We start from the raw sequence: 20950 nt of genomic DNA, 5'->3' as shown, positions 1-20950 counted from the left end.
GTTCCGATAGGGATCAGGTGATCAGTCCGCCGGCGACGAGGAGCACGCGGAGGCGGTAGTTGTCGCGGTTGCGGTAGCCGCGGGCGAGGCGCCGGTGCAGCTCGATGATGCCGTTGACGGCCTCGGCGCCGCCGTTGTTCGCGCGGTCGGTGTCGAAGTAGGCCAAGAACGCCTGCCGCCAGCGGCGCAGGGTGCGTCCCAGGCGGGCGACCTCGGGGATCGGGCAGGTGTGGAACGCGTCCAGGATCTTCTCGGCGCGGCGACGGCCCTTGGTCGTGTCCTTCGCGCGGTAGGCGGCTCGGAGGTCTTGGACGCAGCGCCAGGCGACGTAGACCTCCTCGTGGGCGGGATCGGCCAAGATCGCGGTCTCGAGGCGGGCGAGCTGGCGGTCGGTGAGGTTCTCGGCGCCGGCGCGCAGGATGGTCTGGATTCCGAACAGGGGGTCGCCCTTGCGGCCGCGGTGCCCGGTGGTGTCCTGCTGGACTCGGCGGCGTACCTCGTCGACGACCTGCGTGCCGAGCTTGACGACGTGGAACGCGTCCAGGACGGCGGTGGCGTCGGCGAGCTCGGCGTCGATCGCGGACTTGTAGCCACCGAACGGGTCCAGGGCAGCGACCTCGATCCGCGCGCGGAAGTCGACGCCGCGGTTGAGCAGCCAGTCGGTGTAGGCCTTCTTCGAGCGGCCGGGCACCAAGTCCAGGAGCCGGGCGTGCACGCGTCCGGCCTGGTCACGGGTCAGGTCGACCATCCCGGTCAACTCCTTCGGGCCGCGCTCACGCACGTCACCGTAGTGCCAGATGTGCTCATCGACCCCCAGGGACGTCACACCGGCGAACCTGGTCGGGTCACCGGCCAGACATTCGAGCTCGGGCTTGACCGCGCGCCACAGCGTCGCCCAGCCGACCCCAACCGGCGGGCGAGCCCAGCGATCGTGGCGTGCTCGCGGCGCAGCTGTCCGACTGCCCACCACACCGCGCGGCGGGTCAGGACGCCGCGAGCGGCGACCAGGGTCGGGACCTGCTCGGCGAACGTCCCCCGCGGGCACTCGACCTCGCCGCAGCGCCAACGTCGTTGCCGCCAGACGATCTGGACCCGAACGTCGCCGTGCGGCACGTCGCGCAGCACCCGCACCCGCCGGCCGCGGCTGAGCGCGACGACCCCGCAGTCCGGGCAGCACGCCAGCTGCCAGGGCGTCGAGACCGTCACCCGCATGGTGATCGGGTCGCGATCAACCCGCTCGACTCGAACGCCATCGAGCCCGAACAGAAGATCGCAGCGAGCGCAGGGATTGGTGGTCGTGCGCGCGTCGGCGCACCCCGTAGCGTGAGACACGTCGAGGTCCTCGCGAACAAATCGGGCAGCTTGGTCGCTCCTGATCCTCGGGGACCTCGACCCCTACCCGCCGCTCAACCCGCCGAACCCCTCACTCCCCACCGCAACGGTGAAGAGTCGAACAAGGGTCAGGCCCCAGGAGACTTCGCAGCTCGTCGCGCGCAAGGAGGAGGCGACCCCATGAGGTCGACCCCTCCCGTACTCGCCGGCGGTGCAGGCCGGCCCGCAGTCCGACCGGCCACCCCGGGTGAGCAGCCAGCGTCTCCGCCAGACCCGGCAGAACTTGCGCACCGCTGACTGTAAGCATATACTTACACCTGACATCGTTCGATTACGATCCGGAGGGGTAATGGACGCAGCACGGCTCGCTCAGATACTCAGTGCTCTCGGAAGTGAGCCTCGGTTGCGAATTATCGCCTCTCTAGAGACGGAGTCGACCCATGTCAGTGAGCTGGCCCGCCGACTCGGGATGTCTCGGCCACTGCTCTACCAGCACCTCAACCGCTTGGAAGCTGCTCGACTCATCGAGAGCGGCCTGGAACAGCTCGGAGAGAGCCGAGTGAGGAAACACTACTGGGTCGCTCCGTTTCAGCTTGAAATAACTCCAGACCACATTGTGCGCCTGATTAATCAAGAATAGGAAAGGGAATCTTCATGACACTTACCACTACCGTATTTGTTGTCATCCTCGCCGCCGCAATACCACTCGCGATCTTCGTTGTTCTTACCGTCTGGGTGGTAGGCACCGTCACCAGCGCACGACGCGAAACAGCGACGGCGATCGATGGTTCGAACCAACTCATCGTGGAGCACCTAAGCAACATCACCGAGCGGTTGGATCGGATTGAGGCCCAACTCAGCGAGATCCCCGAGTAATCAGGCCCTCCAGAGAGCCGGTGACCGCCACGCCCCTCTTCATGACGCTGGAGGGCGTGCAGACCATCATGCCCATTGGCCGCTCCCAGCCCTACGCACTCGTCCGCTCCGGTGACCTGTGAGCGATCCAGGCCGGCGGCCGCGGACTTTGGCGCGTCGAGCGCCCCGGGCTCGAGGCATCCAAGCCCACCCACCGTCAGACCTCCAACCTCCACGACCTTAAGAGGCTCTTCCCAGATGAGGGTGTAGCGCACGTAGAGTTCAGCATTGTCGAGGTCCTTGGTGCGAGCAGAGGTAAGAGTCCGCTCATCATCGGGGACCTCGACGCCTACCTCCAGCTACCCCGCACCACCGGCGCGCCCACACTCAGCTCTGAAGAGCCAGTAATGAATCCACGATCTGCTTGTTTAAGGACTCGGCAGATGGCCTCGACCCCAAACTGATCTTTATACGTGTCGATGTAGGAGATCATTTGGTCGTGGGTCGGTCGAGTTCCGCTGCGAAAAAACCGAAGCAGTCTTAAGAATCCCGTTTGCTCGTTTCAACTCGCGGTTTTCACGGCGCAGACGCTTGAGCTCTTCTTCCATTGTCTCGCCGCCTGAAGCGTCAGAGTCATCACGTACTGAAGCGCTGTCACGGTACCAAGCCCGCAACGTGTGGTGAGATACTCCAAGGAGCTCACCAACCTCCGTGTAGGCGCGTTGCAGTGAGCAAGACTCCAAGCGGACCATTTCGATGATCTGATGGACCGCCTTCTCCTTGAACTCGACGGAATACCTTCTAGGCATAGTTCAATCCTTCCTTAGCTGAGGTAAGAACTAAATCCAGGACGCTTCACAACCTCCGGCCTTCCAGGGGTTCTAGCGCTCCAAAGCTAAATCAAGCCGACGGTTTTCCCTTTCACGCTTACGCCGCTGGCGCTCAAGCCACGCCTGAGGCTGCTCCGGCGTCATGCTCGTCAGGTGCCACCGCTTGCGCTGTTTGCAGAAATAGGCTTCCTGGGGGTGTTTGTGCAGGCCAGACTTGCCAACCCATCGCCCGTTGTCGAGCGCTTTTTGCACCTCGCCACGCGATCCGTAGATAACTTTGCCGCTTGGACAGCGACGCTTTCCGTTACTGTCGCGGTTTTTGCGGTATCCCATGACGCTTCCTTTCAAACTGGCCGATGCAATTTTGTGTACCGCCAAGGGCTAGAAGCCTTCTCGTGGTGAGAGACTAAGAGCGACCTCGCCTTGATCCACCTGGAGTACAGCCATACCACGCCAGTCCCTCGCGCCCGGAGAAATCGGAACCATCTCGCACCAGGTGAAGCTCGAAGGGAAATGGGTCATTGAGGAGGAGGCGAAGCTCAAGGGGTCAAGCCTTCCTCTCTTCCGCGTCGGGCTAGAGCGCGCGCAAAACTCAGCAACGGCAGAGATGTCCGGTTCATGGTCTCGGGCCCTACGAAAGGCGCGATCGAACACCGGATCAAGCTCAAAATGCGCGAGGCAGAAGAGAAGCTTGCGCGAGAAATCGAGGAGCGCTCTTCTCGGCAGCCCCTCGGTGAGTACGCGCAGCGCTACCTTGATGGAATCGACGCAGGCGTTCTCGAGCGCGAACGCTCCAGCGCCACGAGAACGAAATATCGCTACACAGCAAAAACCTACGCACTCAATAGCCCGCTCGCCGACCTCAAGATCGACGACATCACGAGAAACCAGCTCACCGACGAGCTGCTGCGCCTTGGTCGCGAAGGGCTGACGGGAGAGCGCAAGCACGTCCTGACAATCTGGCGAAAACTATGGGAGATCGCCGATGGCGATGTAACCGACACCCCGCCACCTTCACCACTTGACCGGCTACGCCTTCCCCGCGACGGCGCAGTCAGCAAAAACCCGCAGGTAGTTCATAAAGACCGCGCCTACACCGATGAGGAAATCGCGACCCTCATGGATACGGTGATGAATGACCCGCGCGCCCAAGGTAATAACTCCTCTGACGCCATCATGCTGCTTCTCCAAACCGGCTGCCGTATCGGAGAAATCGCCGGGCTGCGCTGGCAAGACGTCGATCTTAAAACTGACCCGCCCGCGATCCACCTGCGCGGCCAGATCCATACAGAAGGTGGCGAGCGTCGATGGGAGCCTCGGCTGAAGTCGAAGCTCTCCTACCGCTCTATCCCGCTCACGCAGCAAGCGTGCGAAGTGCTCAAACGGCAGCTTTCACTGCGCATGAGGCCTGGAGCAACAGATGCCGAAATGGAGTTTGTCTTCGCCACGGCTCGAACCGGTAACATCCCCGACCCCCGCGCCCTCACCCGGTCAATTAAACGCACACTATCCGATGCCGGGCACCCAGAGATGAGTTCACATACTTTCCGCCGCATCGTTGAACGCAGGTTAGAAGAGTCAGGACTTTCACGAATGGATCGTGAATCCCTCATGGGGCACACCATCCAAGTGGCAGAGCGCCACTACTCCACCCACGGTGTGCCCCAGCGTGCCCTGGAAGCGTTGCAGTCGAAGAACGAAAAGTTGCACAAAGATTGCATCGGTGAGATTTCCCGAGAAAATCAAACCGAAAATTCGTCAAAAACTACGCTCTGACCTGGGCATATGGTAGGCCCGGCGGGGCTTGAACCCGCGACCGACGGATTATGAGTCCGGTGCTCTAACCGACTGAGCTACGGGCCCGTATGCGCGCTCCATTATCGCCGCTCGGGGGGTTCCTTGGAAAGTTGAGGCTCCGTGGCGGGCGCCAGCGTGGCCTTTGGCACATCCTGGCCGGATCTGGCCTCTGAATTGGCGATCTGAGGGCGGTCGCTGCTAATGTATTTCGAGTCGATCCCCCATAGCTCAATCGGCAGAGCATTCGACTGTTAATCGAAGGGTTATTGGTTCAAGTCCAATTGGGGGAGCAAGAGAAGGCCCCGGGGAGACCCGGGGCCTTCGTTTTTCTCGTGTGCAGAAGCGCCAGCCGTGACTGGAAAGGAAGAATCCATGAGCGTTCACTCACCCGAATCGTTTGAACGCCCCGAGGGCTTCGGCCCGGGAAGCGTGTGGGTCGATAGGGTCGCGACGCGCCAGTTCGTCGGCCACACGCAAAGCGGGGTTGAAATCCCGATCGGGCTCGAGGACGGGCGTGTGAGCCCCGGCGAGCTCTTGAAGCTCGCGCTCATCGGCTGCGCTGGAATGTCGATGGATCACGCGGTCGCGCGGCGCCTCGGCGAAGATTTTGCAGCCCGTCTCTACGCACACGGCACGTCTGACGAGAAGGACGACCGCTACCATGAGATCGACGAGTCGATCCAGCTGGACCTTTCGGGGCTTGACGAGCGTGAGCGAGAAAAGCTCGCTTCCGTGATTGACCGCGTCATCGACGCTGCGTGCACGATTCAGCGCACTGTCGTTCCGGGTGCTGAGGTGCGCCACGCAATTAGCGACGCAGGCGGCTCGGTAGGTACTGCGTCTCACGAGGAGGAGAAGTAATGGCGAAACGCGATATCCGCGTCGTTGGCGATCCGGTTCTGCGCACCGAATGCGATCCGATTAAGGAGATCACGCCCGGCGTGCGTGCCCTCGTGGATGATCTCCTCGAAAACGTCAACGAGGAGGGCCGCGCCGGCCTCGCCGCCAATCAGATTGGCGTGAGCCTCAGGGCCTTCTCATGGAATATCGATGGCGAGCTCGGATACATCCTCAATCCCGTCATCACGTACCTTTCGGACGAGAAGCAAGGCGGCGACGAGGGCTGCCTCTCCGTGCCTGGGCTTTGGTTCGAACGTGAGCGTTCGGCGAAAGCCGCGTGCGAGGGCATCGACCTTGACGGCAAGAAGGTCACGCTCGAAGGCGAAGGCATCGTCGCGCGCCTCATTCAGCACGAGGTTGGTCACCTCGATGGCGCCCTCTACATCGATGGCCTCGAGAAGAGCGAAAAGAAGAAGGCATTGCGGGCAATCCGCGAAACCCTCTAGACTGTTCGAAGGCCCGAGCTAGGCCGCCACAAGTATCAACGCGAATCGTGGGGAAGACGTTTCGATTGATACGAAAGGTAAGCCCATGGCTCGTGGAACCCTTACAATCCACTCCGTGTCGCGTGCCCTCGCACCTCATCTTGAATGGGCCGTCAGCGGAGTCCTCGGCGTGCCCGTACGCGTGAAGTGGCATCGCCACGAAGGCGATCCCTCGCAGTTGCGCATGGCGATCAACTGGACAGGCCCCGAAGGCATGGGCGCGCGTCTCGCGACCGCCCTTCGTGGTTGGGACAGCGTGCGTTTTGAAGTCACGCAAGAACCGCATGCGGGCGAAGAAGGCTCTCGATGGATGTATACGCCGTCGCTCGGCATTCATCACGCAGCGATCGATGCGGCGGGAAACGTCACCCTCACTGAGGATCGCATCCGCTACTGCATCGCCGCCGGAGCCGGAGACGCCGCGCGTATCGAGCACGAGATCGGCAAGGCCCTTGGTGAAGCATGGGATCACGAGCTCGAAAGTTTCCGCGCTGCCGCGAGCGGTGAGGAGCCGCGCCGCCTTCACCTCGTCGGCTAAAAGAGCCTTCAGTCCCCCCGACCGCTGATCTCTATTCTTTGAGTGAACGCAATTTCTGCTGCGCCTCTTGAAGCGCCGCCATCGTCGCGCGGAACTCTTCGGCATCCCGATCGGGTGTGAGCCTGCCGAGCTTCCTGCGAAGTTCCGAAATCTCGTGCGTGTAGCTCAGTTGCTGGAGGCGTCGCATGAGCGCGGGGCCCAGGCGGTTGAGCTGTCGCTCGTCGCGCGCGGGAAGCGGGTACGAGGCAAGATCACCGATGAGTGGCCGTAGCGACTCCCCCGCGATCTCCATCACTGCCTCGACGAACGCCCGCACGCTTACGTTGTTCTCGGCCGCCTCTTCGAAGAGGCCGGTCGCGATCACGCAATCCCACACGCTTTGGAGCGTCACGGTGCGGAAGGGCTCGTCGGGAAGAGCGTGCACATCGGCAAGGCTCACGGACGAGGGCGCCTGGAGCATGAGCGCGAGCGCTTGTAACTCAGCGGTCTCGATCGGGTCGCGGGTTTGCGTAATGTCCCGCAGGCGAATGGGCGACAGGAGAGGTTCGGTCTCCTCGGGTGCGTGGGTGGCGTCGGAATTGCCATACCCCCGGCCCTCGGGCGGGTGTTCCGACGCTTGCTGCGCAATCCGGCGCTGCTCATACACCGCTTTGCCGGCGTCCTGGACCGCCCGCTGAACGGTGCGTTCATCAAGGCCTAACCAGCCGGAGAGCCGCCGCGCGTACTCGGGTCGAAGTGCGTGGTCCCTGATTTGAGCCACCACCGGCGCGGCCATGCGCAGCCCTGCGATCTGCCCCTCGGCGGTGTCGAGATCCACGGACCTCAGTGCCGCGCGGATTGCAAACTCGAACATCGGAATGCGCGCAGCGATGACGTCTTTGAGGGCCTCCTCTCCGCGCTTCACGCGAATGTCGCACGGATCCATGCCTTGGGGGTCCACGGCCACGTAGGTCTGAGCGACGAAGCGTTGATCTTCGCGGAAGGCTTTGAGCGCGGCATTTTGGCCCGCTTCGTCCCCGTCGAACGTGAAGATCACCTCTCCCCCGGCACCGGCAAAAGCACTGCCCGCGCCGCTCGCGAGGCTCAGCGAACTCAGCGCTGACGTGTCCCCCATGATGCGGCGCACGAGGGTCACGTTTTCGGAACCAAACGCGGTTCCGCACGAAGCAACCGCCGTGTCTATTCCGGCAGCATGCGCCGCCATAACGTCGGTGTAGCCCTCCATGACGACCACCTGGCGTTTCGAGGAAATGTTCTTGCGCGCGAGGTCGAGACCGTAGAGAACCTGCGATTTCTTGTAGATAGGAGTTTCGGGTGTGTTGAGGTACTTCGGGCCCTTGTCATCATCGAAAAGGCGACGCGCACCAAAGCCGATGGTCTTGCCCGTGACGTCGCGGATGGGCCACACGAGACGGCCGCGGAAACGGTCGTAGACGCCACGCTGCCCCTCCGAGACGAGCCCGCTCAGCGTCAATTCTTTTTCCGTGAATCCGCGCCCGCGCAAGTGCCGCGTGAGGTTGTCCCAGCCTTGGGGAGCGAAACCGATGCCGAAATGCGCGGCGGCGCGCGGGCCGAAGTCTCGCTCGGCGAGAAACCGGCGGCCAATCTCCGCCTCGGGACTCGTGAGGTGCTCGCGGAAGAACTCCTCCGCGACCTCGTGCGCGGCGAGCAAACGCTGGCGCGTGCCGAAGTCAGTGCGCGGGCCCGAATCGCGATCGCCTCGCGCGTTCGACTCCTCGTAGCGCAGCTGCACGCCATAGCGCGAAGCGAGGTACTCAACCGCTTCGGTGAAGCTCATGTGGTTGATCTTTTGGACGAACTCGATCACATCTCCGCCTTCGCCGCAGCCAAAGCAGTGATAGCGGCCGATCGCGGGGCGGATGTTGAACGAGGGCGTTTTCTCGTCGTGGAAAGGGCACAGCCCCTTCATCGAGCCGAGGCCGGCGCTCCTGAGCGACACGTGCTCGGACACGATCTCTTCGAGGTTCGCGCGTTCACGCACGGCGACGATGTCTTCGCGCTTAATGAGACCTTTCACGCGCACCTTCCTCGCACTCTAAAAGGGGATCTCCGGGCCAAAGCCCGGAAGCGGCACATCGCCCGCGAGAGCGTCCGAATAGGCCCCCGAGAAGAATTCAGAATGAAGGCGCACGGCGGAGACGTCAGTGAGCGAAGCGATCTGATCCACGATAACCCGCTCGCGCTCCTCAAGGCTGTTCGCACGCTCGTAGAGCACCGTGAAGATGGGGTCGAGGTGCGCCGCGCCGGTGCGGCGAAAGAGCGCGAAAAGATCGGTAAGGATCTGCTCCTGGAGCGCGTACACACCCTGCTGCGCCCTACTCGACATGACGTAGGCGGCGGCGAGGCCTTTGAGCACCGAGATCTCCCGCTCCGTGTCTTCGGCCACCACGACGCTCCCCTCGAAGCGCGCGAGGGCATGATCGCCGTGCGCCGCTCGAGTCGCCTCAACGACCGATCCCACGAATCGACCGATGAGTTGCGAGCTCATATCCTTGAGCGCCGCCGCGGAAAAGGGATCACCCGAGTACTCCCATTGCCACACCGTCTCGGTTTCAAGGCGAGTGAGGGCTACATCCAGCTCCTCGAGGGAGAGGTGCGGGGCATACCAATCCTGCACGACGTAGAGCGCGGCGGCGCGCTCTTGGGGATCCTTGAGGGCGCTGAGCGTGATTGAGCCACCCGTGATCGCGTCCTCAATGTCGTGCACCGAGTAGGCGATGTCATCAGAAATATCCATGACTTGCGCCTCAAGGCACTTGCGATGCTCGGGTGCGCCCTCGCGCGCCCACTCGTACACGGGCAGGTCGTCTTCGTACACCCCGAACTTTGGAGAATCGGGGTTCGGTCCCTTCTCGCGCTGCCACGGATACTTAATCGCGGCATCGAGAGCCGCGCGAGTGAGGTTGAGCCCGAAACTCTTTTCACCGCCGAGCACCTTCGGCTCGAGCCGCGCGAGTAAACGCAAGGTTTGCGCATTCCCTTCGAACCCGCCGATATCGCTCGCGAGATCGTTGAGTACACGTTCACCGTTGTGCCCGAAAGGCGGGTGTCCGAGATCGTGCGAGAGGCACGCGGCATCCACCACGTCTGGGTCGCAGCCGAGCTCGTGAGCAATGTCGCGGCCGACTTGCGCGACCTCGAGCGAGTGTGTGAGGCGCGTGCGGGAAAAATCGTTGGAGCCAGCGCCGAGCACTTGCGTCTTCGCCCCGAGGCGCCTAAGAGCCGAGGAATGCAGCACCCGCGCGCGGTCGCGCTGAAAGGGCGTGCGGGCTTGCGACTTCGGGGGCTCTTGGAAGAAACGCTCGATGTCGCGCGAATGGTAAGGGGCGGGAATATGCGGTGGCACGATTTACCCTCCCGAGACGGACAGTTCCGCCTCGTGCAAACGGGCGCGATGGTCGTCGGAAATCTCGCGTGAGTCGAGCCAGCCGTCGGGCATGTGCGTGCGCTTCGGGTGGCCCGCTCTCCCTCGCGGGCCCTCGACCGGCTCGCCTGGGTACGGGGCCTCCCAATCAAGCGCGGAAAGCTTTTCCTTGAGGTCGTCGAGCGATTCCATTGTCGCGAGCGCGTGCCGTGCCTTGCCACCTACGGGGTACCCCTTGAAGTACCACCCAACGTGCTTGCGCAGATCCCGCACGCCACGGCCCTCATCCTCGAAAAATTCGATGAGAAGTTCCGCATGGCGAATGAGCACCTGGGCAACCTCACCGAGCGTGGGTTTCACGCGGTCCGGTTTACCGGCAAATCCTGCCGCGAGATCGGCGAAAAGCCACGGGCGGCCCTGGCACCCGCGCCCCACAACGACGCCGTCGCACCCGGTTTCTTCGACCATGCGAAGCGCATCCTCGGCGCTCCAAATATCCCCGTTGCCGAGAACGGGAATGCTCGTGACAGCTTGCTTGAGGCTCGCGATCGCCTCCCAGCGAGCGTGCCCGGAGTAATGCTGATTGGCGGTGCGGCCATGAAGGGCGATGGCTGCAGCGCCGGCTTCCTCCGCAATCCGACCAGCATCAAGGTAGGTGAGATGAGAGTCGTCGACGCCCATGCGGGTTTTTACCGTCACGGGAACGTCCTCGGCCGCTTTCACTGCCTCCGTCACGATCCGCGTGAAAAGCTCCGTTTTCCACGGAAGCACCGCGCCGCCGCCCTTGCGGGTCACCTTCGGAACGGGGCAGCCGAAGTTGAGATCCACGTGGTCAACGAGGTCGAGCTCGCGCAGTACGCGAATCGAAGCCGCGATGGTGGCGGGATCTACGCCGTACAGCTGAATCGAGCGCGGAGTTTCGCGCTCCCCCATGGTGACGAGGCGCATCGTTTCGGGGTGGCGTTCGACGATCGCGCGGCTCGTGACCATTTCGGAGACGAAGAAGCCACCGTCGTTCGCCGAATGACGGGCACCGAACTCGCGGCACAGAAGCCGAAACGGCATATTGGTGACCCCAGCCATCGGGGCGAGAACAACGGGAGTATCGCTCGTGTGAGGGCCAATCGTGAGGGAACGGCTCATGCGTGAAAGGCGCTCCTTAGCAGCCCGCAAGGCGCTCAGCGAGGTAACCCTTGATCTTTGATAGGGCCACGCGCTCTTGCGCCATTGTGTCGCGGTCGCGCACCGTCACGGCCTGGTCATCGAGAGTGTCGAAGTCGACCGTGACGCAATAGGGCGTACCAATTTCATCCTGGCGACGGTAGCGACGACCAATCGCGCCCGAAAGGTCCATCTCGATGTTCCACAGGGCGCGAAGCTCCGCGGCGAGGTTGTGCGCGGTGGGTTGAAGATCTTCGCTCTTGGAGAGCGGAAGAACGGCGACCTTGACGGGGGCGAGGCGTGGATCGAGCTTGAGCACCGTGCGCTTATCCACACCGCCCTTGGTGTTGGGCGCCTCATCCTCCTCGTAGGCGTCGATCAGGAAGGCCATCATCGAGCGGGTGAGGCCGAACGATGGTTCGATCACGTACGGCGTGTAGCGCTCGCCGCTCGCCTGATCGAAGTACTGCATCTTTGTTCCCGAGGCCTCCGCATGGCTCGTGAGGTCGAAGTCGGTGCGGTTCGCGACGCCCATGAGTTCACCCCATTCACTGCCTTGGAATCCAAAGCGGTATTCGAGGTCAATCGTTGCATCGGAGTAGTGCGCACGCTCCTCCTCTGGAACGTCGAAGCGGCGAACGTTTTCCGGCTTGATGCCGAGGTCGAAGAACCATTTTTCGCACGCCTCAACCCATTCGTCAAAGAACTCACCGGCGCGCTCAGGCTGCGTAAAGAACTCAATTTCCATCTGCTCGAATTCGCGCGTGCGGAAAATGAAGTTGCCGGGGGTGATCTCGTTACGGAAGGACTTGCCCACCTGGCCAATGCCAAACGGCGGTTTCACGCGCGCGGAGTTCACAACGTTCAGGAAGTTCACGAAAATCCCCTGCGCGGTTTCGGGACGCAGGTAGTGAAGGCCCGCTTCGTTATCAACGGCACCGAGATAGGTTTTCATGAGGCCCGAGAACTGCTGCGGTTCGGTGAATTCGCCCTTCGTTCCGCAGTTCGGGCACGGGATCTCGCTCATGCCTTCGGCCTTGCGCCCCTTGCGCTCTTCGAACTCTTCTACAAGGTGATCCTCGCGGAAACGGTTGTGGCAGCTGCGGCACTCGATGAGGGGGTCGGTAAAGGTTTTCACGTGACCCGAGGCCTCCCACACGCGCGTGGGCAGAATGATCGAGGAGTCGAGCCCCACCATGTCAGCGCGGGAGGTCACGAAGGTGCGCCACCACTGGCGCTTAATGTTTTCCTTGAGCTCAACGCCGAGGGGGCCGTAATCCCACGCCGAGCGCGTGCCGCCGTAAATATCGCCGGCGGGGAACACAAAACCACGCTTCTTCGCGAGGGCGATGACGTTATCGAGCTTCGACGGTTGGGGCTTCGCCACGAGATCTCCTTGGGACGCTGGGCATGCATGGCTTGCACGCTTTGTTCCACCCTAACCAGAAACCGCGAAAACGTTGCTTCTTCTCATGCATGCGCGGCCTCAGATTTGCCGCATGCCACAAGCCTCACTGATAATAGTTCTCATGAATAACTCACGGTCTTCGTTCGGTCTGTCCACCCCGGTCTCGCGCCGCGCTTTCACCCTCGGCGGCGGGCTTTCGTTCGCTGCCCTCGTTGCAGGGTGCGGCGGAACTTCGGAGAAGGGCAAGGGTTCCGACGCCAGCTCGGGATCCGGAGATCTTTCCGTCATGATCACGTGCTACCCCACCCAATACCTCGCCGAGAAGGTGGGCGGTGAGCACGTGTCGATCATCAATCCCGTGAAGCCGGGCATCGACCCGCACGGTCTCGAACTGTCGGTGCAGCAGGTGGCGCAGATGGCTGATGCTGACCTCGTGGTGCAAATCGAGCACTATCAAACCGCGGTTGACGATGCGATCAAGGCGCACGAGCCGAAGAAGCTGTTGAACCTCAACGAGTTCGTCGACATCCTTCCCGCAAGCGGCGACGACGATCACGACCACGGCGACGAGCATGATCATGAGCACGAAGCGAGCGACGGCGGTGGCGATGACCACGCCCACGAGCACGACGATCACGACCACGATGATCACGACCACGGGGGCCACCACCACGATCACGGCGGAATCGATCCTCACTTCTGGCAGGATCCCCACCGCATGATCAAGGCGGCTAAGGCACTTGCCGACGCCCTTTCGGACATCGACTCCGAGCATGCCGAGGATTACGCGAAGAACTACGAGGCACTCGAGAAGGAGCTTACGGACCTCGACGAGGAGCTTCACCAAAAGTATGAGTCGGTGGACCGCGAGAAGGCCTTCATCACGAGCCACACGGCTTTCGCTTACCTCGCAGACACCTACGATCTGCACCAGATCGGTATCGCCGGTATCGACCCCGAGAATGAACCGTCGACCGAGCGCCTGCTCGAGCTTGCCGAACTCGTGAAGAAGGAAAAGCTCACGACCGTGTTCTTCGAAACCTCCGCGACTCCCGCCGTCGCTGAGGCACTCGCGAGCCGCACCGGTGCGAAGGCCGAGGAGCTCGACAATCTTGAAACGCAGCTTGATGCGAAGAAAGATTATGCTCAGGTCATGCGAGAAAATGCCGACAAGCTCGTTGCCTCCTGGCAGTGAGTAGCGCCACCACTCACGACGCCGCCGCGTTTGAGGTTCGACATGTGAATCTCAAACGCGGCGGCTCCGTCGTACTCAAGGACGTCACAGCCCGCATTAACGAGGGTGAAGTCGTCGCTATTCTTGGGCCAAACGGCTCGGGCAAGTCGACGCTGCTCAAGGCCATGATTGGGGTGCTCCCCCTTTCAGGTGGAAGCGCTCAGATTCTCGGGCGCCCCTCGACTACGCGCGGTGTGCATGACGCGATCGGGTACGTCCCGCAGATGGCCGCGTTCAGCGGAAATATCGCGGCAAGCGCGTACGAAACAACCGCGAGCGGACTGCTCACAAGCAAGCATTTGTTTACGCGAGCCTCAAAGCACAAGGTTGATCGAGCCCTCGATTTTGTGGGGCTCGGAGACCTCTCCGGCCGCGCCGTGACGGAAATGTCGGGCGGCCAGCGTCAGCGCGTCATGATCGCGCGTGCCCTCGTACGCGAGCCGCGCATTCTGGTGCTCGACGAGCCGTTCACCGGCGTCGACGCCGGGACCCAGGAGAACATCTCGAGCCTCATCGCGAAACTTCACGCGAAGGGTACGACGGTCGTCGTTGTTCTTCACGACCTCGACCCGCTACGTGATCTCATCACGCGAGCGATCGTGATGGACCAAGGACGCGTCGTCCACGACGGGCCGCTCCCCCACGATGATCCACACGCCTCGGCGAGCGAAAGCGAAGACGGCAAACACCACGTGAATGAGACCATCGACCAGTGCCTAGGGAATGAGATTCACCCGTGAGCCCTCTCGACCTTCTCCTCTCTCCGATCGTTCGCTACCCGCTCATCATTGCGGTACTGGTGGGGCTCACCGCTCCCGTCGTTGGCACGTACCTCGTGCAAAAACGCCTCTCGCTTCTCGGTGACGGACTCGGCCACGTGGCGCTCACGGGCGTTGCCCTCGGTTGGCTCGCGGGTTCGATCTTCCAGCTCTCCAGCAGCGATGCTCTCGCGATCCCCGGCGCTCTCGTGGCGAGTGTGGTAGGCGCGGTGCTCATCGAGTACGTGCGCGAAGTGGGCCATACGAGCAGAGATACCGCCCTCGCGATCCTCTTCTACGGTGGTATCGCCGGTGGAGTCGTGATCATCCAACTTGCGGGCGGCACCTCGCAAAGCCTCATGGCCTACCTCTTTGGTTCACTCGCGACCGTGACGCACTCGGACCTGTGGGTGGCCCTCGCGCTCGCGCTCGCGATCCTCGTGATTGGCGTGGGGGCGCGCCCGCTGCTTTTTGCCGTCACGAGCGATGAAGAGCATGCGCGTGCCATTGGCCTACCCGTACGTGCCGTCAACGTTCTCATCGCCATCATGGCGGCGCTGACCGTGACGCTCGCGATGCGAATCGTTGGTGCTCTCATGGTCTCCGCGCTCATGATCGTGCCGGTCGCCGCTTCGCAACAAATCGTTCGCGGCTTCGCCCGCACAATGCGTATGAGCATGCTCCTCGGTGTGATCTGCGCGGTGAGTGGGCTGGTACTGACCGTGTACGTCGACCTCCCACCTGGCGGCGTGATCGTGCTGATCGCGATCGGGTTCTATATCCTGGGAGTTCTCGCGCAAACGATTCTTGGCCGTGCGCGAATCTCGACGGAACCGAAGGGCATGTGATTGAAGTGGCGAAACCACTGCGCACCACAAAGCAGCGCACCGCGATTTTGCGCGCGCTCGAATCGGCAAAAGATTTCATGACGGCTCAGCAGCTTCACGATCTTTTGAGAGCCGACGGTGAATCAGTGGGCCTTGCGACCGTGTACCGCAACATGCAGCCGCTGGTGGATGCCGGACTCGTTGACGTCATCATCACCGATTCCGGCGAAGCAATCTACCGCCAGTGCACCACGGAATCGCACCACCACCACCTCGTGTGCCGAACGTGCGGCAAAACCATCGAGTTCCTTCCGCCGGAGCTCGAGGAATGGGCAAACACCATCGCTCGCGAAAACGGCTTCACCCAGATTGAGCACACGATGGAAATCTTCGGCTCGTGCCCCGAGTGTTCCGCAGCATCAGCGTCGAAGTAGGCGCGATCCGCTCGAATGCTTGATTGGATCACTTCACTCCCCCTCATCCCCGCTATCGCCTTCCTTCTCGTCGTCATCTATTGCCGAGCAGGAGGCACGTACCTTTTGGGGCGCCTCGCCTACAGGCTCGCGAACCGTGGCCGCTTCCACACGATCCTCACGAGCCCACGCGTGGAAAATGCCGCGGAGAAGGTCAATAGGTGGGGTGCGCCTATCGTCGCCCTGAGCTTCCTCACCATCGGCTTTCAAACGGCCGCGAACCTCGCGGCGGGTGTGACTCGCATGCCGCTGACGCGCTACCTCCCAGCCCTCATCGTGGGGGGATTCGCGTGGGCCGTGATATACGCGACCGTGGGCCTCGCCGCTTTTGCACTGTGGTGGGAGGTGGCACTCTCGAACCCTTACGTGGCCGCGGCGATTGCCCTGGCAGCCGTCGGACTCCTCACGTTCCACATCCTTCGTAAGCGTGCCGAGCGGAACCGGGCCACGCGAAAACTTGCCCATGAGCGTGATGTGACGGGTGAGCGGGCGCCCCTCCTTCCCGATGAGACCACGAACGATGCCAACGGGCGTGGGATCTAGCAGGCCCTACGCGCTGCTCTCAGGGGAACTCGCGACTTTGTCGACCGCGCCACCGAAGCGACGATCGCGCTTCGCGTAGTCGAGGATTGCGCGCCAGAGCGTTCGCCTATCCACATCGGGCCACAGCTCGGGAACGAACAGCATTTCGGCGTACGCGGCCTCCCACAGGAGGAAGTTCGAAGTACGCTGCTCGCCCGAGGTGCGGATGAACAGGTCAACATCCGGCATTTCCGGATCGTACAAATGCGCACGGATAGTCTTCTCACTCACGCGCGAGGGCGAGAGTTTGCCACTTTTGACCTTCGCGGCGATCTCCTTTACCGCATCCGCGAGTTCCGCCTGGCCACCGTAATTGACGCACATGTAGAGCGTGAGACCCGGGTTGCTCTTCGTCAGCTCTTCGGCCTCTCGCAGTTCCTTAATCACGCTCGGCCACAGACGCTTCGCCTGACCGATCCACTTGATGCGAACCCCCCACGAGTGAAGGGTGTCGCGTTGGCGGCGAAGAACGCTGCGCGAAAAGCCCATGAGGAAGCGCACTTCGCTTGGGGATCGCGACCAGTTTTCGGTGGAAAAGGCGTACGCACTCAGATGGGTGACACCCGCCTGGATCGCGCCTGCCACTACATCAAGCAGCGCTGCTTCGCCCGCGGCGTGACCTTCTGTTCGCGGCAGGCCACGCTTATTCGCCCATCGACCATTTCCGTCCATGACTACCGCCACGTGTTTCGGGATAAAGCGTTCCTCGAGAATCGGGGCGGTTTCGCCCGAGGGGTGCTCGGGCGGTTTCACAAACGAGGGTTTCACGCGTGCTCCTTCGGCGCCGGGGCGCTTTCAATGGATCGATCCACCAAGTCTAGGGCAGTGAGCGGCCGTTCCAGGTGATAGGCAAGGATGCGCGCGATAAGCCGGCCGGCCTCCCCCTGCGCCGCGCCCTCGGTTGCGAGAGCCTCCTCCCAATCGCCCGCGAGGAGAAAAATCATATGCTCGGTCACGCTCGGCCGCGCGGCAATGGCGCCAGGGCGCCGACAATCACGGCACACGACGCCTCCTTGGGCCACATCGAACGCGTGATGTGGGCCTTCGGCGCCGCACACGGCGCAGCGTCGAAGCTCCGGGCGCCAGCCTGCCATGGCGATCGTGCGCAAAAGAAAAGCGTCGAGAATGAGCACGGGTGGGCGCCCCGAATGCACGAGCGCATGAAGCGCTCCTACGAGCATCATGTAGTGTGCGCTCGTGGGGTCGAAGCCTTCATTGGTGAGCCGTTCGACGGCCTCTCCCATGGCCGCTGCGGCCGTATATCGGCCGTAGTCACCCGCGATCTGCTCGGCATAGGCCGTGATTGTCACGACCTGCGAGACGGTATCGAGCGAGCGGCCGCGATAGCACTGCACGTCGACGCGCTGGAAAGGTTCAAGTCGCGCTCCGAACCGCGAGGAGGTTTTTCGTACCCCCTTCGCCACGGCCCGAAGCTTCCCGTGATTTTTCGAATAGAGAGTGACGATGCGATCGGCCTCCCCCAGATCCTGGGTGCGAAGAACAATCGCATCGTCACGGTACAGCCTCGAGACCACCCGACTGGCGCTCCTAAAGGATCCCGGCGCGTGCCGCCCGGTTGAGTGCTGAAACGAGGGCCTGGAGCGAGGCACGCGTAATCGAACCGTCGACGCCCACGCCCCAATAGATCGATTCGCCGATTTCCGCTTCGATATACGCGGCGGCGAGCGAGTCATCGCCTTCGCTAAGGGCGTGCTCCGCGTAGTCGAGAATCCTCAGCTTCACGCCACGTGAGGCGAGCGCCTTGACGAACGCGTCGAGCGGGCCGTTGCCGAGCCCCTCGACCGTGCTCTCGTGGTCTTCGACGCGCAGCTGTACGGCGATCCGATCGGTGCCGTCGCCTTCGGAGTGCTGAGTGACACCGCGGAAACCGTAGCGCCCCCAGCGTTTTGCCGCATCGGGGTGCGGCAGGTATTCGTCCACGAAGGTCTCCCATAGCTCTGCCGGGGTCACCTCGCCACCAGCGGTATCGGTGCGATGCTGCACGATGCTCGAGAACTCGATCTGCAAACGGCGCGGTAGGTCCAGGCCGTGCTCGGTGCGCAGAAGGTACGCCATGCCGCCCTTACCGGACTGCGAATTGACGCGGATGACGGCCTCGTAGCTGCGGCCAATGTCCTTCGGGTCAACCGGCAGGTACGGGACGCGCCACGTCGCATCGCTCACCTCGACGCCGGCCTCGGAGGCATCGGCCTCCATGCGCTCGAGGCCCTTCTTGATCGCATCCTGGTGCGAGCCCGAGAACGCCGTAAAGACAAGGTCGCCGCCGTAGGGGTGGCGCTCATGCACATCGATCTGGTTGCAGTGCTCAACCGTGCGGCGAATCTCGGGCACGTTGGAAAAGTCGATCTGGGGATCAACGCCCTGCGTCGCAAGATTGAGGCCGAGTGTCACAAGATCCACATTGCCCGTGCGCTCGCCATTGCCGAAGAGGCACCCCTCGATGCGGTCAGCACCGGCGAGGTAGCCGAGCTCCGCTGCCGCCACACCCGTACCGCGGTCATTGTGAGGATGAAGCGAAAGCACAACGCTGTCGCGCGAATGAAGGTTCCTATCCATCCATTCGACCGAATCGGCGTACACGTTCGGGGTCGCCATCTCGACGGTCGCGGGGAGGTTAATGATGATTTTCTTGTCGGGCGTGGGCTTAATGATGTCGATGACCGCGTTGCACACGCGCGCCGCGTACTCGACTTCCGTGCCCGTGAACGACTCCGGTGAGTACTCATACGTGATATCGCAGCCCTCAAGCGACTCCTCGTACTTCTTCGCGAGCAGCGCTCCCTGCACGGCGATGTCGAGGACCTCGTCTTCGTTCGCGCGGAACACGACATCACGCTGCACAATCGAGGTGGAGTTGTAGAAGTGCACGATCGCACGCTTGGCGCCCTGAAGCGCCTCATACGTGCGTTCGATGAGGTGCTCGCGGCATTGAACGAGTACCTGGATCGTCACGTCATCGGGAATGAGGTCCCGCTCGATGAGCGTGCGGCAAAAATCGAAATCCGTTTGCGAGGCCGAGGGGAAACCGATTTCGATTTCCTTGTAACCCATCTCCACGAGAAGGTTGAACATCCGGAGTTTACGCTCGGTGTTCATGGGGTCGATGAGGGCCTGATTGCCGTCGCGAAGATCAACCGCGCACCACCGCGGGGCGCGCGTCACCACGCGGTTCGGCCACTGACGATCCTCGAGAGTGAAGGGAATGTGCTCGTGGAAGGGCGTATAGCGATCCACGGGCATACCAGAAGGGGTTTGCGGCGCATCGCCGTGCTGACCCACAACGGGCGTACTCGGATCTTCGGTCGCGGAGACGGTACGAGCGTGACGGTTCATGGCCGTCACCTTACACCTGAGGGCGCAAACCTCAGGGCGGCAACCGTCGGACACTCAAACTGTGAGATGAAAACGCCCAAAATATTAGAAGCCCAGGCGGCCGAGCTGTTTCGGGTCACGCTGCCAATCCTTCGCGACCTTGACGCGAATATCGAGATGAACGGGGCGGTCCATGAGATCCCGAATACCGCGGCGCGCCCGCGTGCCGACCTGCTTGAGACGCTTGCCGCCCTTGCCAATCACGATGCCCTTTTGCGAATCGCGTTCGACGAAGAGGGACACGCGTACCACAAGCCGCCCCTCCCCTGGTGCCACCTCGGCAAACGGATCTCCATCGAGAGACTCCTCGACGATCTCCTCGACCACGACCGCGAGCGAATGTGGAAGCTCGTCGCGGACGCCCTCGAGGGCCGCCTCACGCACAAGCTCCGCGATACGGTCGCTCACGCTCTCCTCGGTGAGTTGATCATCCGGGTAGAGTGCCGGTCCTTCGGGAAGGTGCGAGGCGATGACGTCCATGAGAACGTCGATCTGTTGTCCCTCGACGGCGGAGATGGGAACAATGTCCTCCGCCTGAACGAATCGCTCAACTTCCATGAGGTGGGCGGCCAGATCATCACGGCTCACGAGGTCCGCTTTCGTCACGATCGCCACGATCGCGGGGGTCCGACGGTTGCCTCGCAACTGCCGAAGATCCTCCGCGATATAGCGGTCGCCGGGCCCGATCTTCTGATCCGCCGGAAGGCAAAAGCCCACGACGTCAACCTCGGCCAGGGTCTCGCGTACAAGATCGTTGAGGCGCTTACCCAAAAGGGTACGCGGTCGGTGCACACCCGGCGTGTCCACGATAATGATCTGATCGTTTTCGCGGCTCACGATCCCTCGGATCGCGCGCCTCGTCGTTTGGGGTTTCGAACTCGTGATCGCGACTTTGTCGCCTACCATCGCGTTCGTGAGCGTCGATTTACCCACGTTAGGCCTGCCCACGAGCGCGACGAAGCCACTTCGATGCACAGTTTCCACCTTTGCTC

The 20950-nt window shown here is 62.3% G+C and carries 20 protein-coding genes, 2 tRNA genes and 2 pseudogenes; 12 read left to right on the top strand and 12 right to left on the bottom strand.

The window, feature by feature from the left end; genetic code table 11:
- Positions 1-13 precede the first annotated feature (13 nt).
- A pseudogene (locus tag D8M36_RS00540) lies at positions 14-1332 on the bottom strand (ISL3 family transposase).
- Positions 1333-1681: 349 nt separating this feature from the next.
- Here D8M36_RS00540 and D8M36_RS00535 point away from each other — a divergent pair.
- Both D8M36_RS00535 and D8M36_RS00530 read left to right on the top strand, forming a co-directional pair.
- Positions 1682-1972, top strand: a complete 291-nt coding sequence (locus tag D8M36_RS00535; RefSeq protein ID WP_016664487.1) for an ArsR/SmtB family transcription factor — start codon at positions 1682-1684, stop codon at positions 1970-1972.
- Between the two features lie 14 nt (positions 1973-1986).
- On the top strand, positions 1987-2208 hold the full coding sequence (locus tag D8M36_RS00530; RefSeq protein WP_016664486.1) for a hypothetical protein: 222 nt from the start codon (positions 1987-1989) through the stop codon (positions 2206-2208).
- A gap of 343 nt (positions 2209-2551) precedes the next feature.
- Here the strand turns inward: D8M36_RS00530 and D8M36_RS00525 are convergent.
- A pseudogene (locus D8M36_RS00525) lies at positions 2552-2996 on the bottom strand (transposase); the annotation flags it as partial.
- Between the two features lie 72 nt (positions 2997-3068).
- Positions 3069-3350: a hypothetical protein gene (locus D8M36_RS00520; RefSeq protein ID WP_126845893.1), complete on the bottom strand. Its 282-nt coding sequence runs from the start codon at positions 3348-3350 to the stop codon at positions 3069-3071.
- A 285-nt stretch (positions 3351-3635) separates the two neighbouring features.
- Between D8M36_RS00520 and D8M36_RS00515 the strand changes: the two genes are divergently transcribed.
- Positions 3636-4793: a site-specific integrase gene (locus tag D8M36_RS00515; protein ID WP_126845891.1), complete on the top strand. Its 1158-nt coding sequence runs from the start codon at positions 3636-3638 to the stop codon at positions 4791-4793.
- A 10-nt stretch (positions 4794-4803) separates the two neighbouring features.
- Here the strand turns inward: D8M36_RS00515 and D8M36_RS00510 are convergent.
- Positions 4804-4880 (bottom strand) — tRNA-Ile (locus D8M36_RS00510).
- 151 nt (positions 4881-5031) lie between these two features.
- On the opposite strand from D8M36_RS00510, the gene D8M36_RS00505 reads away from it, so the two are divergent.
- The 4 genes from D8M36_RS00505 (at position 5032) to D8M36_RS00490 (ending at position 6737) form a co-directional block, all read left to right on the top strand.
- Positions 5032-5104, top strand: a tRNA-Asn gene (locus tag D8M36_RS00505).
- 82 nt (positions 5105-5186) lie between these two features.
- Positions 5187-5675, top strand: coding sequence for an OsmC family protein (locus D8M36_RS00500; RefSeq protein WP_126845890.1), 489 nt, complete (start codon positions 5187-5189; stop codon positions 5673-5675).
- Positions 5675-6160 (top strand): peptide deformylase, encoded by a 486-nt coding sequence (locus tag D8M36_RS00495; RefSeq protein WP_065247748.1) that lies wholly within the window; start codon positions 5675-5677, stop codon positions 6158-6160. The genes D8M36_RS00500 and D8M36_RS00495 overlap by 1 nt, the downstream gene beginning before the upstream one ends.
- Positions 6161-6245: 85 nt before the next feature.
- Complete coding sequence (locus D8M36_RS00490; RefSeq protein WP_074296869.1) at positions 6246-6737, top strand: DUF3145 family protein; 492 nt, start codon at positions 6246-6248, stop codon at positions 6735-6737.
- Between the two features lie 31 nt (positions 6738-6768).
- Here the strand turns inward: D8M36_RS00490 and dnaG are convergent, their stop codons facing one another.
- Genes dnaG through D8M36_RS00470 form a run of 4 tightly spaced genes read right to left on the bottom strand, consistent with a single transcriptional unit; the run spans position 6769 to position 12670 of the window.
- Positions 6769-8775 carry a DNA primase gene (dnaG, locus tag D8M36_RS00485; protein ID WP_126845888.1) on the bottom strand — a complete coding sequence of 669 codons (2007 nt, stop codon included), beginning with the start codon at positions 8773-8775 and terminating at the stop codon, positions 6769-6771.
- 18 nt (positions 8776-8793) lie between these two features.
- Positions 8794-10104: a deoxyguanosinetriphosphate triphosphohydrolase gene (locus tag D8M36_RS00480; RefSeq protein WP_126845886.1), complete on the bottom strand. Its 1311-nt coding sequence runs from the start codon at positions 10102-10104 to the stop codon at positions 8794-8796.
- A 3-nt stretch (positions 10105-10107) separates the two neighbouring features.
- Positions 10108-11265 (bottom strand): tRNA dihydrouridine synthase DusB, encoded by a 1158-nt coding sequence (gene dusB, locus D8M36_RS00475; RefSeq protein WP_126845884.1) that lies wholly within the window; start codon positions 11263-11265, stop codon positions 10108-10110.
- Between the two features lie 16 nt (positions 11266-11281).
- A complete protein-coding gene (locus D8M36_RS00470; RefSeq protein WP_126845882.1) occupies positions 11282-12670 on the bottom strand; it encodes a glycine--tRNA ligase in 1389 nt (462 codons plus the stop codon).
- 142 nt (positions 12671-12812) lie between these two features.
- Between D8M36_RS00470 and D8M36_RS00465 the strand changes: the two genes are divergently transcribed.
- Genes D8M36_RS00465 through D8M36_RS00445 form a run of 5 tightly spaced genes read left to right on the top strand, consistent with a single transcriptional unit; the run spans position 12813 to position 16526 of the window.
- On the top strand, positions 12813-13886 hold the full coding sequence (locus tag D8M36_RS00465; protein WP_126845880.1) for a metal ABC transporter substrate-binding protein: 1074 nt from the start codon (positions 12813-12815) through the stop codon (positions 13884-13886).
- 44 nt (positions 13887-13930) lie between these two features.
- A complete protein-coding gene (locus D8M36_RS00460; RefSeq protein ID WP_161970172.1) occupies positions 13931-14665 on the top strand; it encodes a metal ABC transporter ATP-binding protein in 735 nt (244 codons plus the stop codon).
- A complete protein-coding gene (locus D8M36_RS00455) occupies positions 14662-15531 on the top strand; it encodes a metal ABC transporter permease (RefSeq protein ID WP_126845877.1) in 870 nt (289 codons plus the stop codon). Before D8M36_RS00460 ends, D8M36_RS00455 begins: the two co-directional genes overlap by 4 nt.
- A gap of 5 nt (positions 15532-15536) precedes the next feature.
- Positions 15537-15944 (top strand): Fur family transcriptional regulator, encoded by a 408-nt coding sequence (locus D8M36_RS00450; RefSeq protein WP_311201293.1) that lies wholly within the window; start codon positions 15537-15539, stop codon positions 15942-15944.
- Between the two features lie 15 nt (positions 15945-15959).
- Complete coding sequence (locus D8M36_RS00445; protein ID WP_126845873.1) at positions 15960-16526, top strand: DedA family protein; 567 nt, start codon at positions 15960-15962, stop codon at positions 16524-16526.
- A 6-nt stretch (positions 16527-16532) separates the two neighbouring features.
- Here D8M36_RS00445 and D8M36_RS00440 read toward each other — a convergent pair whose 3' ends face one another.
- The 4 genes from D8M36_RS00440 to era form a co-directional block, all read right to left on the bottom strand.
- Positions 16533-17333 carry an isoprenyl transferase gene (locus tag D8M36_RS00440; protein WP_126845871.1) on the bottom strand — a complete coding sequence of 267 codons (801 nt, stop codon included), beginning with the start codon at positions 17331-17333 and terminating at the stop codon, positions 16533-16535.
- On the bottom strand, positions 17330-18100 hold the full coding sequence (recO, locus tag D8M36_RS00435; protein ID WP_126845869.1) for a DNA repair protein RecO: 771 nt from the start codon (positions 18098-18100) through the stop codon (positions 17330-17332). Before recO ends, D8M36_RS00440 begins: the two co-directional genes overlap by 4 nt.
- Positions 18101-18113: 13 nt before the next feature.
- A complete protein-coding gene (gene leuA, locus D8M36_RS00430) occupies positions 18114-19826 on the bottom strand; it encodes a 2-isopropylmalate synthase (protein WP_202974859.1) in 1713 nt (570 codons plus the stop codon).
- Between the two features lie 177 nt (positions 19827-20003).
- On the bottom strand, positions 20004-20942 hold the full coding sequence (era, locus tag D8M36_RS00425) for a GTPase Era (protein ID WP_126845865.1): 939 nt from the start codon (positions 20940-20942) through the stop codon (positions 20004-20006).
- Positions 20943-20950 lie beyond the last annotated feature (8 nt).

It is taken from the genome of Dermabacter sp. HSID17554 (assembly GCF_003989295.1).
Classification (GTDB): Bacteria; Actinomycetota; Actinomycetes; order Actinomycetales; family Dermabacteraceae; genus Dermabacter; species Dermabacter vaginalis.
This window is presented reverse-complemented; position numbering and strand designations above follow the sequence as displayed.